The organism is Variovorax sp. efr-133-TYG-130 (assembly GCF_030208835.1).
In the GTDB taxonomy this organism is placed as follows: domain Bacteria; phylum Pseudomonadota; class Gammaproteobacteria; order Burkholderiales; family Burkholderiaceae_C; genus Variovorax.
In genome coordinates this window covers 781,696-795,276 of sequence record NZ_JARVTD010000003.1, presented here as the reverse complement: position 1 = coordinate 795,276, position 13,581 = coordinate 781,696, and the positions used below count along the sequence as shown (strand labels likewise).

At 68.0% G+C, this 13,581-nt stretch carries 13 protein-coding genes and 1 pseudogene; 8 read left to right on the top strand and 6 right to left on the bottom strand.

Going from position 1 to position 13,581, the window contains the following annotated elements:
• Positions 1-17: 17 nt before the first annotated feature.
• Both QRN67_RS05855 and QRN67_RS05850 read right to left on the bottom strand, forming a co-directional pair.
• The gene (locus tag QRN67_RS05855) at positions 18-314 is read right to left on the bottom strand and encodes an iron uptake protein (RefSeq protein WP_285411041.1); all 297 of its coding nucleotides are present in this window, start codon (positions 312-314) and stop codon (positions 18-20) included.
• Between the two features lie 112 nt (positions 315-426).
• Positions 427-1,464, bottom strand: a complete 1,038-nt coding sequence (locus QRN67_RS05850; RefSeq protein ID WP_285411039.1) for an AraC family transcriptional regulator — start codon at positions 1,462-1,464, stop codon at positions 427-429.
• Between the two features lie 185 nt (positions 1,465-1,649).
• Here QRN67_RS05850 and QRN67_RS05845 point away from each other — a divergent pair, with 185 nt between their 5' ends.
• The 6 genes and pseudogenes from QRN67_RS05845 to QRN67_RS05820 all read left to right on the top strand — a co-directional run bounded on the left by QRN67_RS05845 (position 1,650) and on the right by QRN67_RS05820 (position 7,843).
• Entirely contained in the window at positions 1,650-2,441 is a 792-nt protein-coding gene (locus QRN67_RS05845; protein ID WP_285411038.1) for an SDR family oxidoreductase, read from the top strand.
• 34 nt (positions 2,442-2,475) lie between these two features.
• Positions 2,476-3,717, top strand: a complete 1,242-nt coding sequence (locus QRN67_RS05840; protein ID WP_285411037.1) for a styrene monooxygenase/indole monooxygenase family protein — start codon at positions 2,476-2,478, stop codon at positions 3,715-3,717.
• 7 nt (positions 3,718-3,724) lie between these two features.
• A pseudogene (locus QRN67_RS33200) lies at positions 3,725-4,960 on the top strand (styrene monooxygenase/indole monooxygenase family protein); the annotation flags it as partial.
• Positions 4,934-5,458 carry a flavin reductase family protein gene (locus tag QRN67_RS05830; protein ID WP_234382824.1) on the top strand — a complete coding sequence of 175 codons (525 nt, stop codon included), beginning with the start codon at positions 4,934-4,936 and terminating at the stop codon, positions 5,456-5,458. The pseudogene QRN67_RS33200 and the gene QRN67_RS05830, both read left to right, overlap by 27 nt.
• A gap of 14 nt (positions 5,459-5,472) precedes the next feature.
• Entirely contained in the window at positions 5,473-6,705 is a 1,233-nt protein-coding gene (locus tag QRN67_RS05825; RefSeq protein ID WP_285411036.1) for a dienelactone hydrolase family protein, read from the top strand.
• 136 nt (positions 6,706-6,841) lie between these two features.
• Positions 6,842-7,843, top strand: coding sequence for an OmpA family protein (locus tag QRN67_RS05820; protein WP_285411035.1), 1,002 nt, complete (start codon positions 6,842-6,844; stop codon positions 7,841-7,843).
• An 8-nt stretch (positions 7,844-7,851) separates the two neighbouring features.
• Here QRN67_RS05820 and QRN67_RS05815 read toward each other — a convergent pair whose 3' ends face one another.
• Positions 7,852-8,346, bottom strand: a complete 495-nt coding sequence (locus tag QRN67_RS05815; RefSeq protein WP_172839876.1) for an Lrp/AsnC family transcriptional regulator — start codon at positions 8,344-8,346, stop codon at positions 7,852-7,854.
• Between the two features lie 65 nt (positions 8,347-8,411).
• Between QRN67_RS05815 and ilvB the strand changes: the two genes are divergently transcribed.
• Positions 8,412-10,190 carry a biosynthetic-type acetolactate synthase large subunit gene (ilvB, locus tag QRN67_RS05810; RefSeq protein ID WP_285411033.1) on the top strand — a complete coding sequence of 593 codons (1,779 nt, stop codon included), beginning with the start codon at positions 8,412-8,414 and terminating at the stop codon, positions 10,188-10,190.
• Here the strand turns inward: ilvB and QRN67_RS05805 are convergent, their stop codons facing one another.
• From QRN67_RS05805 to QRN67_RS05795, 3 genes are all read right to left on the bottom strand, one after another.
• Entirely contained in the window at positions 10,191-10,637 is a 447-nt protein-coding gene (locus tag QRN67_RS05805; protein WP_285411032.1) for a hypothetical protein, read from the bottom strand.
• A gap of 86 nt (positions 10,638-10,723) precedes the next feature.
• On the bottom strand, positions 10,724-12,466 hold the full coding sequence (locus QRN67_RS05800) for a hypothetical protein (RefSeq protein ID WP_285411030.1): 1,743 nt from the start codon (positions 12,464-12,466) through the stop codon (positions 10,724-10,726).
• Between the two features lie 29 nt (positions 12,467-12,495).
• Entirely contained in the window at positions 12,496-12,888 is a 393-nt protein-coding gene (locus tag QRN67_RS05795; RefSeq protein WP_285411029.1) for a hypothetical protein, read from the bottom strand.
• 223 nt (positions 12,889-13,111) lie between these two features.
• On the opposite strand from QRN67_RS05795, the gene QRN67_RS05790 reads away from it, so the two are divergent.
• The gene (locus QRN67_RS05790) at positions 13,112-13,450 is read left to right on the top strand and encodes a response regulator (RefSeq protein WP_205367143.1); all 339 of its coding nucleotides are present in this window, start codon (positions 13,112-13,114) and stop codon (positions 13,448-13,450) included.
• Positions 13,451-13,581 lie beyond the last annotated feature (131 nt).

The following is a 13,581-nucleotide window of genomic DNA, read 5'->3' as shown; positions in this document are numbered from 1 at the left end:
GGCGTGCGCGTCGACGATCAGAGCAGCGTGCGCTGCACCAGCCAGGCGGCACCGGCCATGAGCGCGCCGCCGCCGGCCAGCACGAGCCACACGCGCGCCAGGCTGTGCGCCGAGAACGCCCAGAGGAACGCGACCAGGAAGACGATGAAGCCCACGATGTAGCCCAGCGCCTCGGCGTCGTGGAATTCCATGCGGGCTGCGAACAGCAGGCCGATGGCCAGCGCGATGAAGCCCCAGGTGAAGGCGTAGCCGCCGAGCATGCCGGCGGCGATGCGCCAGGCGACGCGAGAAGGAGAAGCGTTTGAAGCGGTCATGCTGTCGAGGCGGCGTGGCGCGGTGGTGAGCCGCGCGGATGCGTCTTGAGCCAGGTCGGCGGGCCTCGAACGAATAACCGGTTCGACGCCTTTTATCAAATAAGAACTATTCTCATAGTATCTTGGTTTTGTCGGCGCAAGCCCTATGCGCTAGCGTCTCGGAGGGCTTTTCGCCGAAGCGGGCGCGGTACTGCGCCGCGAAATGGCCGAGGTGAAGAAAGCCGTATCTCTCCGCCGTCTCGCGCACGCCGCCACCGTCGTCGCGCTGCGCCGCCGCCACCAGGTCGGCCCGCACCCGGTCGAGCCTGAGTTCGCGCAGGAACTCCATCGGCCCCTGGCCCGCATGCTGGCGAAACGCCAGCTGCAATGCGCGTGCGCTGCAGCCGACCTCGCGGCACACGTCGGCCAGCGACACCGGCTGCTCGGCGTGCGCCGCCATGAACTCCTGCGCCTTGCGGACCACGCGCGGCAGCAGGCCGCGCTGCGCGTCGCCGGCCAGCGCGCCCGAGTGGTTGTGCCGCGCCGACATCAACAGGCTCGCCATCAGGTAGGCCTCGGCATGCTCGGCCAGGCGGCTGCCGCCGGCCTGCAGCGAGTTGCCCGCGTCGAGCGTGAGCCGCAGGTAGTCGATGAAATGCACCAGCGGCGCCAGCGCGGGGTTGTCGAGCGGCACGCCAAGCTCGAACACCAGCGCCTGGCGCACCGGCGCCTGCAGCAGGGCCTCTAGCCGCGACTGCAGCGCCGGGCGGGCCAGCCGCACGATCAGGTGCGGGCTGTCGTCGGCCCAGCGCATGGAGAGCTGTTCGGTCGGCGACGGCAGCGATGCCAGGCTGGGCGTGGCATCGACCTGCTGCGCGCCGCAGCGGATGTCCGCGCCGCCGCGCAGCGGAATCTGCAGCAGGAAGAAGTCCTGCAGATAGCCCGGGTCGATCTGCACGCCCGGCCCGTACTGCACATAGTTGAGGCTCACGTCCCGGTGCAGGCGCGCGCTGTGGTGGCAGGCGTCCAGTTCGGTGCGCGGCCGCAGCATGGTCAGGCCGTGCGGGCAGAACACGCGGGCCACGCTTTCACGCGCCTCGTCCATGTCGTGGCTTTCGAACAGTCGGTAGCGCTGCAGCGGCAGCCGTGGGGTCGTGGCGGCGGTTTCCATGGGGCTGGGGCACCGTAGCAAAAACCATCCCCGCCCACAATTCGGATCGCCCCTCCTCAAAAAACATGCGCGGCAGGGACAGCGCCTGCGCTTGCGGGATGCGTGCGCGCGCCCCGGCCTCCTAACGTACGACCCCACGGGCCAGCCCGGCCCGGTTGATCCACCGTAACAGGAGAGCCAGCGTCATGTTCAAGGGACTCGAAGGCAGGAGCGCCATCGTCACCGGCGGTGCCACATTGATAGGAGCCGGCGTGGTGCGCGCGCTGCACGCCGCTGGTGTGAAGGTGACCATTGCGGACATCGACGCCGGCAACGGGCAGGCGCTGGCCGATTCGCTGGGCGCCGGCGCGCTTTTCGCGCACACCGACATCACCGACGACGCACAGGTGGCGGCATGCGTGGCCCAGGCGGCGCAGCGGCACGGCGGCGTGCACTTTCTGGTGAACCTCGCGTGCTCCTACGTGGACGACGGCTTCAAGTCGCCGCGCGCCGACTGGCTCAGCTCGTTCAACGTGAACGTGGCCAGCGCGGTGGCGATGCTGCAGGCGGTGCATCCGCACATGGTGGCGGCGGGCGGAGGGGCGGTGGTCAATTTCACGAGCATCTCGTCGCGCGTGGCGCAGACCGGGCGCTGGCTGTACCCGGTCAGCAAGGCCGCGATGGCGCAGCTCACCCGCAACATGGCCATGGACCTGGCGGGCGACCGCATCCGCGTGAACAGCGTGTCGCCGGGCTGGACATGGTCGGCCGTCATGGACCGCCTGAGCAACGGCGACCGCGCCAAGACCGACCGCGTGGCCGCGCCTTTCCATCTGCTGGGCCGCGTGGGCGACCCCGACGAGGTGGCGCAGGTGGTGCTGTTCCTGTGCTCGGACCACGCGAGCTTCGTGACCGGCGCCGACTACGCGGTGGACGGCGGCTACTCGGCCATGGGCCCCGAGCAGGCCGTGCCGGCCATTCCCAAGTTGATGGACTGACCAGCAAACAAGCAACCAAGCAAGGAGCAAGACAATGAAGCGGATCGCAATCGTCGGCGCGGGCCAGTCGGGCCTGCAACTGGGGCTCGGCCTGCTGGGCGCGGGCTACGAAGTCACCATGTTCAGCAACCGCACGGCGGACGACATACGCAACGGCAAGGTGATGTCGAGCCAGTGCATGTTCCACACGTCGCTGCAGATCGAGCGAGACCTTGGCCTTGACCACTGGGCCAAGGAATGCCCCACGGTCGACGGCATCGGGCTGGCGGTGCCGCATCCCGAGCAGAAGGGCGCCAAGGCCATCGACTGGGCGGCACGGCTGCATTCGAGCGCGCAGTCGGTCGACCAGCGCGTGAAGATCCCGGCATGGATGGCCGAATTCCAGAAGAAGGGCGGCGAGCTGGTCCTCAAGGACGCTGGCATCGACGAGCTCGAAACCTGCACGCAGACGCATGACCTGACGCTGGTGGCGAGCGGCAAGGGCGAGATCTCGAAGCTCTTCGAGCGCGACGCCCACAAGTCGACCTTCGACAAGCCGCAGCGCGCACTGGCGCTGACCTACGTGAAGGGCATGAAGCCGCGCGAGCCGTTCTCTGCCGTGTGCTTCAACCTGATTCCCGGCGTCGGCGAGTACTTCGTGTTTCCCGCGCTCACGACCAGCGGGCCCTGCGAGATCATGGTGTTCGAAGGCATTCCGGGCGGCCCCATGGACTGCTGGGCCGACGTGAAGACGCCGCAGGAGCACCTCGTGCGCAGCAAGTGGATCGTCGACACCTTCACGCCGTGGGAAGCCGTGCGCTGCAAGGACATCGAGCTGACCGACGACAACGGCATCCTCGCCGGCCGTTTCGCGCCCACGGTGCGCAAGCCCGTGGCCACGCTGCCTTCGGGGCGCAAGGTGCTGGGCCTGGCCGACGTGGTGGTGCTCAACGACCCGATCACCGGCCAGGGCTCGAACAACGCGGCCAAGTGTGCCGACGTGTACCTCAAGAGCATCCTCGCGCGCGGCGAGGGCGCGGCCGACGCCTCATGGATGCAGCAGACCTTCGACCGCTACTGGTTCGGCTATTCGCAGTGGGTCACGCAGTGGACCAACATGCTGCTCACGCCGCCGCCGCCCCATGTGCTGAAGCTGCTCGGCAGCGCCGGTGCGATGCCGACGCTGGCCAGCGCCTTCGCCAACGGCTTCGACGATCCGCGCACCTTCTTCCCGTGGTTCGCAGACCCGGTGGAGGCCGACCGCTACATCGAAACCTGCGCCGCCGCCGCGGCCTGACGACGCAATGAAACGCAGCGTTGCCATCGTCGGCGCCGGCCAGTCCGGCATGCAGCTTGCGCTGGGCCTGCAAGCGGCCGGGCACGAGGTGACGGTCTACTCGAACCGCGGCGCGCGCGAGATTCTCGAGGGGCCGGTCATGTCCAGCCAGTGCATGTTCGAGACCGCGCTGCAGACCGAGCGCGAACTCGGGCTCGACTTCTGGGCCGACGACTGCCCGCGCGTGGAAGGCATCGGCATGACGGTGCGCAACCCGCAGGGCGGCAAGGCGATCGAGTGGAGCGCCCGGCTCGACGGCGCGGCGCAGTCGGTCGACCAGCGCGTCAAGATCCACTGCTGGATGAACGCCTTCGAGCAGCGCGGCGGCCGGATCGTTCTGAAGGCCGTGGGGCTCGATGCCCTGGAGGCGTGCGCGCGCACGCATGAACTGGTGGTGGTGGCCAGCGGCAAGGGCGAGATCGCAAAGCTCTTCGAGCGCGACGCCGAACGCAGCGCATTCGACGCACCGCAGCGCGTGCTGGCGCTGACCTACGTGAAGGGCATGAAGCCGCGCGAGCCGTTCCCGGCCGTGTGCTTCAACCTGATTCCCGGCGTGGGCGAGTACTTCGTGTTCCCCGCGCTCACGACCAGCGGCCCGTGCGAGATCATGGTGTTCGAAGGCATTCCTGGCGGGCCGATGGACTGCTGGGCCGACGTGAAGACGCCGCAGGAGCACCTGGCGCGCAGCAGGCAGATCCTCGAAACCTTCCTGCCCTGGGAGGCCGAGCGCTGCCGGGAAATCGCGCTGACCGACGACAACGGCATCCTCGTCGGCAGCTTCGCGCCCACGGTGCGCAAGCCCGTCGCCACGCTGCCCTCGGGGCGCCAGGTGCTGGGCATGGCCGACGTGGTGGTGCTCAACGACCCGATCACCGGGCAGGGCTCGAACAACGCGGCCAAGAGCGCCCACATCTACCTGCAGCGCATCCTCGAAAACCCCGACGCACCCTTCGACGCGGCATGGATGCAAGAGACCTTCGACCGCTACTGGGAGGGCTACGCCCGCTGGGCCACCGACTGGACCCGCAGCCTGCTCGCGCCGCCCACGCCGCACCTGCACAAGCTGCTGCAGAGCGCGACGCACATGCCCTCGGTCGCGAGCATGGTGGTCAACGGCTTCGACGATCCGCGCGCCTTCGCGCCCTGGTGGTTCGATGCGGCGCAGGCCGACCGCTTCCTGGAGGACAGGGCGCGCGAGGCCGCGGCCGACCGCTTCGACCGCCGCGACTTCCGCAAGGCGCTGGGCCAGTTTTCCACCGGCGTGACCGTCATCACCACCCGCGCCATCGACGGGCGCCGCGTGGGCATGACGGCCAACTCGTTCTCGTCGGTGTCGCTCGATCCGCCCCTGGTGCTGTGGAGCCTGGCGCGCAACGCACCCAGCGTGGCGGACTTCACCGGCGCCAGCCACTTCGCCATCAACGTGCTGGCGGCGCACCAGCATCACCTGTCGCGCCAGTTCTCCACGCCGCAGGCCGACAAGTTCGGCGGCGTGGACTGCTGCGAGGGCACGGCGGGCGTACCCTTGCTCAATGATGTCATTGCGCGCTTCGTCTGCCGCAATGTCAGGCAGTATGACGGGGGCGATCACCTCATCTTCATCGGCGAGGTCGAGCGTTACGACCGCTTCGACGGCGAGCCGCTGGTCTTTCACTCGGGCTACTACCAGGTGACGACGCGGCACCCGGAATGTTTGCAATAGAACGGAGAACCCACATGCAAGAGAAAACCAAGGCCCCGGGCCAGTACATCCAGATGCAGGCCGCCGACGGCAGCGGCGCCTTTCGCGGCTACCTGGCGCTGCCAGAGGTGGGCACCGGCCCCGGCCTCGTGATTGCCCAGGAAATCTTCGGCATCAACCACACGATGCGCGAGGTGGCCGACTACTACGCCGAGGAAGGCTACGTGGTGCTGGTGCCCGACCTGTTCTGGCGCCAGGAGCCCGGCGTGGAGCTGGGCTACAGCGAAGCCGACTGGCAGCGTGCCTTTGCCCTGTACGGCGGCTTCGACGAAGCCAAGGGCATGCAGGACATGCAGACCGCCATCGACGCGCTGCGCGCCCGTGCCGAGGTAACGGAAAAGAAGGTCGGCGTGCTCGGCTTCTGCCTTGGCGGCAAGCTCGCCTACCTCAGCGCCTGCCGCACCGACGCCGATGCGGTGGTCGGCTACTACGGCGTGGGCATCGACGCCGCGCTGGACGAGGCCGACAACATCAAGTGCCCGCTGACCCTGCACATCGCCGAGCTCGACAAGTTCTGCCCGCCCGAGGCGCGCGACCGCATCCTGGCCGCGCTCAAGGGCCGGCCCGGCGTGTCGCTGTACGTCTACGCCGGCATGGACCACGCCTTCGCACGCGCGGGCGGCGAGCACTTCCACAAGCCCTCGGCGCTCATGGCGCACGAGCGCAGCATCGCCACGCTGAAAGACGCCATCGGCCCGCACTACGACCTCTCGGCGCTGTGGGACAAGCACTGCGAATACGAGTTCGCCACGCGCAACGTCGACGACACCATGCGCACCATGGTGGCCGAGCCCTACGTCAACCACATCCCGACCATGACCGGCGGCGTGGGCTACAAGGACCTGCACGCGTTCTATACGAACCACTTCGTCAACAGCAACCCGCCGGACACCGCGCTCACCTCGATCTCGCGCACCATCGGCGCCACCCAGGTGGTCGACGAACTGCTGTTCAGCTTCACCCACACCACCGAGATCCCGTGGATGCTGCCCGGCGTGGCGCCCACCGGCAAGCGGGTGGAAGTGCCGTTGCTGGCCGTCATCAAGTTCCGCGGCGACAAGCTCTACCACGAGCACATCTACTGGGACCAGGCCAGCGTTCTGGTGCAGGTCGGCCTGCTCGACCCCAAGCTGCTGCCGGTGGCGGGCATCGAGACGGCGCGCAAGCTGCTGGACGAGACCTTGCCGTCGAATACGTTGATGCGTTGATGCGCTGAGCCAGGGGTGGCCGGGGCGGTCCGGCCACGGCATAGGCCATCCGTCGAATGCACAGCGGAGGCTTCACTGCCTAGCATGAAGCGCATCGCCGTTCCAGCCGATGCCTTCGATGACAAAGACTTCTTTCATGGCCCGATGCACGCGCCTGGCCGGCGCGGCTCTGCTGTCGCCGTTGCTGCTTGCCGGCGCATTCGCCGCCGAGCCCGGCAAGGACCATCCGCTGGTCGGCCGCTACGAGGGCGCGGTGCTCGACGGCTACAAGGCCGCCGCGTACGACGAGGTCGGCCTCATCAAGGAGCCGTTCCAGAACTGGGGCGGCGGCAAGCCCGACCTGCTGCGGGTCGAGGGCAAGGTCACGCTCTATCTTTACCGCCTGCCCAAGGAGCGCTCGCTGCTCGAGGTGCAGCGCAACTACGAGTCCAGCCTCAAGGCCAAGGGCTTCGAGGTGCTGTTCACCTGCGGCACGGCCAATGCGTCGTGCTACAGGCCGCGACCGGGCAGCGTCGACACCACCACGCCCTATGACTTTGCGCTGGCCTTCGACGAGCCCGAATGGCCGCGCCTGGGCAGCCGGGGCGACTACGCGCGCAACTACTTCGCGGTGAGCGGCCGCTACCTGCTGGCGAAGAAGACCGGCCCCACGGGCACGGTGTACGCCAGCATCGCGCTGGCCGAGCACAACGCCGATGTGGGCAACCACGCATTCGTGCGGGTGGTCGAGACCAAGGCGATGGAAGACAACAAGATCGTCTTCGTCGATGCCACGGCCATGCAGAAGAGCCTGGCGGAGACAGGGCGCGTGAACCTCTACGGCATCCTGTTCGACCTGGACAAGGACGTCATCAGGCCCGAGTCGCAGCCCACGCTCGACGAAATGGCCAAGCTCATGCGCGGCAATCCGCCGCTGAAGCTCTCGGTGGTGGGCCACACCGATGCGCAGGGCGACGCGAAGCACAACGACGATCTCTCGAAGCGCCGCGCGCTGGCGGTGATCGCGGCGCTGGTGAAGGCCGGCGTGGACCCGCGCCGCTTCACGACCCGCGGTGCCGGGTCGGCCGAGCCCGTGGCGCCGAACGACAGCGAGGCGGGGCGCGCGAAGAACCGCCGGGTCGAACTGGTCCGGCTCTGAGCCGGGCTTCAGATGACCGGCACGCTGGTCTCCTTCAGCACGCGCAGCACGAAGTGCGACTTGCTGTGGCGGATGCCGGGGATCTTGTAGAGCTTTTCGCGCAGCAGGCGCTCGTAGTCGCGGGTGTCGCGCACGGCGATGCGGATGTAGTAGTCGTAGTCGCCGGAGACCAGGTAGGCCTCCTGGATCTCGGGGATGGTCGCGAGCACGCGGCCGAAGTCGTAGAGGGTCTCGTCGGTGTGGCTCTCCAGCGTGACCTGCACGATCACCGAGTCGTGGTAGCCCAGCTTGGCCGGATCGACGTCGACCGTGTAGCGCTTGATGACGCCCGTGGCCTCGAGCTTCTTGATGCGCGTCCAGCAGCTGGTGGGCGACAGGCCGACCTCGTTGCCGATCTCCTGCAGGGTCTTGCGGGAATCGAGCAGCAGCACACGGAGGATCGCCAGATCGGTCTTGTCGAAAGATCCTTCGTTGTCGCCGATGATTTGCCGATTGATTTTCATGAATCGAGTCCGAAGAGCCAAAAGAAAGAAGCATATTTTGCGCTCAAACCGGAAGAATCGACGGCATGCGACTGCTCGACCTACCCCTCACGTCCTCCCTGTCCCTCCACCCCGAGGCGCCCCCCGTGGTGCGCAACGGTGCCGAAGCCCTGCTCGACACGCTGGTCGAGTGCGGCGTCGACACCATCTTCGGCTACCCCGGCGGCGCGGCGCTGCCGCTGTACGACGCGCTGCACGGCGAGCCGCGGCTGCGCCATGTGCTGGTGCGCCACGAGCAGGCCGCGGTGCATGCGGCCGAAGGCTATGCGCGCAGCACCGGACGGGTGGGCGTGGTGCTGGTCACTTCCGGCCCCGGCGTGGGCAACACCATCACCGGGCTGCTCGACGCCATGAGCGACTCGGTGCCGGTGCTGTGCATCAGCGGGCAGGTGGCGACCGCGGTGATCGGCACGCAGGCTTTCCAGGAGAGCGATGCGCTGGGCATGTCGCGCTCGGTGACCAAGTGGAACCGCCAGGTGCGCTCGGCGGACGACGTGCCTTCGCTGGTGCGCCGCGCGCTGGAGATCGCCACCACCGGCCGCCCCGGGCCGGTGCTGCTCGACGTGCCGAAGGACATCCAGCTCAACCGCCTGAGCCATGCGCCCGAGCCGGCGCCGCTGCGCGCGCTGCGCACCAGCCGCGCCGCGATGCCGCCCAAGGCCATGATGCAGCGCGCGGCCGACCTGCTGTCCACGGCGCGCCGTCCGGTCATCTACGGCGGCGGCGGGCTCATCAACTCCGGCCCCGAGGCCTGCGAAGCCTTCACGCGACTGGTGCACCTGCTGCACGCGCCGTGCACGCTCACGCTGATGGGGCTGGGCGCCTTCCCGGCGTCGGACCCCAAGTTCATCGGCATGCTGGGCATGCACGGCATGCTCGAGGCCAACCTGGCCATGCACGAGGCCGACCTGGTGGTGTGCATCGGTGCGCGCTTCGACGACCGCGTGACCGGCAAGCTCGACGAGTTCTGCCCGCATGCGCGCAAGATCCACATCGACATCGACCCCGGCAGCATCAACAAGGTGGTGCACGTCGACGTGCCGATGGTGGGCGACTGCGCGGCGATCCTCGAAGGCCTGCTGGCGCTGCTGCCCGACAGCTTTGCTCCCGAGCGGCTGGCGCCGTGGTGGTCGCGCATCGAACGCTGGCGCGCCGAAGACTGCCTGGCCTTCGAGACGCGCGAGGACGCGATCCTGCCGCAGCAGCTGATGTCCTCGCTGAACCGCGCCATCGGCGGGCGCGACGCGATCGTCTCGACCGACGTGGGCCAGCACCAGATGTGGGCCGCGCAATACCTGCGCTTCGACAGCCCGCGCCGCTGGCTTACTTCAGGCGGTGCCGGGACCATGGGCTACGGCCTGCCGGCCGCCATCGGCGCGCAGATCGGCCACCCCGAGGCGCTGACGGTGTGCGTGAGCGGCGATGCGTCGGTGCTCATGAACATCCAGGAGCTGTCCACTGGCGTGCAGCATCGCGTACCGGTGAAGCTGGTGCTGTGCAACAACGGCTACATGGGCATGGTGCGCCAGTGGCAGGAACTGAACCACGGCAACCGCCTGAGCCACAGCTGGAACGAGGCGCTGCCCGACTTCGTGGCCCTGGCCAAGGCATTCGGCTGGGGCGCGCGCCGCGTGACCGATCCGGCCGAACTGGAAGAGGCGCTGGCCGAGTGCCTTGCGAGCGACGGACCGTTCTTCCTCAACGTCGAGGTGGCGGCGCAGGAGAACTGCTTTCCGATGATGCCGTCCGGACACGGCCACCACCGCGTGATGCTGGCCAAGGACCGCTGGTACGAAGAGGCCTGATCAAACGATGGGGTTGTAAGGCTGTTGGGCGTACGTATAGATTCTCTTCTCGTAAGAAGTGGGAACCCGGGTGCCGCCTTCGATGGTTTTTTCTATATGCGCGATCTGCTGCATGTAGATGACGGCCCGGCTGAACATATGGAACTTTCTGCCGTCCGGATGTATGACCGTGATGTGAAAGTAACTCTGTCCGTTGAAGTTCTGTAGCTGATGGAAGCCGAGTTCGACCGTGACATTGGTTTGACTGTCCAGCACCGCGGTGGCCACGTCGTGGAGTTCGTTGGCATGGTTATGGGCAATTTCTGTTTTTGCCCATGTATTCAGCATGGTGCATATCTGCTGCCAGCTTGACGCGCCCAGGGTGTTGTAGTCATCGGCGTACTGCAATCCATGCTTTGCCTGGAGCCCATTGATGTTGTCCCAGTCTTTGGCAAATGCGATCCCCATGTAGTCCTCCTGTTCGATGGATGGATGTTGGCATCCGTCCGTAGGCCGATCCATTTCATTCCATTACAGGCCGGTCCCGGCCGAACCTAGGAGTGCCCGTCCACCCGCATCTGGAACAGGAAATAGGGCGGGATGCACGCGCCGCGCCCTTCGGGCTGGCCGTCGGCCTGCGCGCAGATGTAGTCGTCCCGGCAGGGCTGCTGCGCCGAGCAACTGCGCAGGTTGCCGGGGCGCGTGTGCTTGGCCAGGCATTCGCCGAACGGCTTCTTCGCGGCCAGGCAACTGTTGAAGTCGCTCAGGATGGCGATGCCGCCGCAGGTGCCGTTCGGGTCCCTCGGGTCACAGGGACCCGAGCACATGCCGCCCGGGAAGCCGACCGAGGTTTTCTCGCACACCGAGGCCGCGCCTTCGCAGGCGTTGCGCGGCAGCTTCTCGGCGCGGTCGAGCCAGGGGTTGGCCGATGGCGTGATGCGCGTGGGCTCACAGCGCGCGCCGACCTTCGCGGGTTCGGCGGCGGTGTCGGCTTCCAGCGGCTCGGCGAGCGGGCGGAACGGATCGGGTCGCGGCGTCGACAGCGACGCCCGCACATAGGCCGTGCGCCGCGCCAGTTCGTCCTGCACGTGAGGCGAGTGCGACACCGCGAGCGCGTTGCCGGTGGCGAAGGTGCGCGACGCACCGCGCCGGTCCACGCCCAGCAGGTGAAAGCCCGCGACCGCGCGGCTCTGGTGGCAGCCCATGCAGCTCAGGTCGTCGAGGCGGCGCAGCAGCGCCTGCGGTGAACGCAGCGTGCGGCTGCCGGGCACCGCCTGCCATTCGCCGGGCGCGAAGACCTGCTCGAAAGGGCGGTTCGCGAGCCGCTCCAGCCCGCGCGGCGCGACCGACACCGCTTCGGTCGCGAGGAATTTCTCGGGAATCTGCAATGTCGCCTCGTCGAGCGCGCGCAGGTTGTCCGGCTGCCGCAGCCATTGCTGCAGTTCCTTGCGCAGCGGCGCGCTGGCCTTGAGCTTCGCGACATCGGGCGTGTTTTCGAGCGGCTTTGCCTCGTAGCGCTTCGTGCCCGCATTCCAGCGGAAGGCGCGCAGCATGTACTCTGCATGACCGCCCAGGTCGGGCCGCACGGCCGAGGGCCAGCGCACGCTCTGCAGGTTGGTCGTGACCTGCGAGATGCGCGCGTGTTCCAGGCGCCTGGGCGCCAGGGGCCCGTCGGCCGACACCAGCCAGCGGCCCAGCGCTTCGTCGCCGGTCGCGGCCTGCGGCGGCTGCCAGAGCCGGGCCGTGGCCGCACAGCTGCCATCGGCGTCGGGCGCGTCTCCGCGCAGCTCCACATTGACGGTCATCGGCAGGCGCGATTGCATCGCGGCGGTGCGGTAGGCCAGCCGGTACACCAGCCGTGTCTCGCCGCAGGCGCCGTTCTGGAAGGGCCGCCGGTCCATGCGGTTGGCAACGCCAACCAGCTCGAAGAACGCATCGGGGCTCGCGAGCCAGCGGGCGTCGAACAGCCGGTGCGCATAGCGCGCAACGCCGACGCCGGCCTGCCGGTCGCGCCGCTGGATGCCGGCGAGGCTGTCGCCCAGCGGGCCGGTGATGGTGCGCCACGCGAGCGAACGCGCCAGCGCTTCGTTGGTGGCGACGCCGTCGCTCGATGCCGGTGCTGCCGCATCGAACCAGCGGGCGAATCCGGCACCGGAGCGCTCTGCCGCCCGCAAGGCGGCGGGCGCGGTGACGAGGAGCACGGGTTCGGCGGCATTCGCGGCGCTCGCCACGAAGCTCGTCGCCGCGGTGACGACCAGCGCGAGGAGCAAGGGCAGGCGGTGTCTGAGGAATTGCACGCGGGCGATTTTTCGGGGCCGGTGCGCGCTCAGTCGGCGATCAATGCCGCGTCGACGCGCCGCACGCGGTGGTCGATGTAGTAGCCGCCGAACTCGGTGTAGCGCAGCACCAGCAGCTTGCATGCGGTGCAGCGGTACACGTTGCAGCGGTTGAACGGAAAGTGCGTGACCGAGATCGGCGCGTCCGGCGAGTCGTAGCGCGTGCCGGCGGGGTGCCATTCCTCGAAAGTCGGTTCGTACAGATCCGCATCGCGCAGCGTGCCGACCTGCTGCATCAAGGCTTCTGGCCAGCGCTCTTCGGTGATGCTCTCCCAGGCCGCGGCTTGCTGGAGGCGGCAGGCGCAGGGCGATGCGTCGGGGGTGGATGCGAGGGCGAGTCGCCGCAGTCCGGCGGCGTCGAGGAGAGATGTGGGTGTGTTCATGCGCGTGCCTGCGTGGCAGCTGCCGCCAATGGGGCAGGGCTTTGCATGATACGAGGCCGGCCCGCGCCTTCATGGCCGACATGCCGAGTCAGACAAGGCCGCTATCTGGCGTAGATCTCTGCGCCCAAGGGTGCGCACGCGCTGCGCTGCGGCGATTTGTCTGGAAAAATGCATTTCAATGACAACAGAACCGCCGCCGACAACACAACAACAAAAGCTCAGGGTGCTCTTGGTCGAGGACGATGCCGACACGCTCGCCACCACCCTGAAGCTGCTCGAAGCCCTGGGGCACTGGGCAACGGGCGTGAAGAGCGCCGAGGCCGCCATCGCACGCTTCTTCGATGGCGCTTTCGACGTGGTGATGGTGGACATAGGCCTGCCCGCGCTGTCGGGCCACGACCTGGCCGAACGGCTCCTGCACGACCACCACGTGCCGGTGATCTTCGTGACGGGACAGGCCGAGCCGGCCACGGCAATGAAGGGCACGTCGTGGCTGCGGAAGCCCTACACGGTCGAGCAACTGACCCAGACGCTGGAACGCTCGCTGGCCACAGTGAGGTAGCGGACCGGGCAGGCGGGATCACTGGCGTACAAGACGCGGCCGCGAGCGCGGCCTATCCTGCGGCGGTCTTGAACCCGCACGCTGCGTGAGAAACTACGAAGCCGATGCGGCCGGTGCTCCACCGGCTGGCC

What these genes read in the sequence shown, in the direction of transcription:
- QRN67_RS05855 (WP_285411041.1), bottom strand. Translation starts at nt 314, where the DNA reads ATGACCGCTTCAAACGCTTCTCCTTCTCGCGTCGCCTGGCGCATCGCC.
- QRN67_RS05840 (WP_285411037.1), top strand. Translation starts at nt 2,476, where the DNA reads ATGAAGCGGATCGCAATCGTCGGCGCGGGCCAGTCGGGCCTGCAACTG.
- QRN67_RS05845 (WP_285411038.1), top strand. Translation starts at nt 1,650, where the DNA reads ATGTTCAAGGGACTCGAAGGCAGGAGCGCCATCGTCACCGGCGGTGCC.
- QRN67_RS05795 (WP_285411029.1), bottom strand. Translation starts at nt 12,888, where the DNA reads ATGAACACACCCACATCTCTCCTCGACGCCGCCGGACTGCGGCGACTC.
- ilvB (WP_285411033.1), top strand. Translation starts at nt 8,412, where the DNA reads ATGCGACTGCTCGACCTACCCCTCACGTCCTCCCTGTCCCTCCACCCC.
- QRN67_RS05805 (WP_285411032.1), bottom strand. Translation starts at nt 10,637, where the DNA reads ATGGGGATCGCATTTGCCAAAGACTGGGACAACATCAATGGGCTCCAG.
- QRN67_RS05850 (WP_285411039.1), bottom strand. Translation starts at nt 1,464, where the DNA reads ATGGAAACCGCCGCCACGACCCCACGGCTGCCGCTGCAGCGCTACCGA.
- QRN67_RS05815 (WP_172839876.1), bottom strand. Translation starts at nt 8,346, where the DNA reads ATGAAAATCAATCGGCAAATCATCGGCGACAACGAAGGATCTTTCGAC.
- QRN67_RS05825 (WP_285411036.1), top strand. Translation starts at nt 5,473, where the DNA reads ATGCAAGAGAAAACCAAGGCCCCGGGCCAGTACATCCAGATGCAGGCC.
- QRN67_RS05820 (WP_285411035.1), top strand. Translation starts at nt 6,842, where the DNA reads ATGGCCCGATGCACGCGCCTGGCCGGCGCGGCTCTGCTGTCGCCGTTG.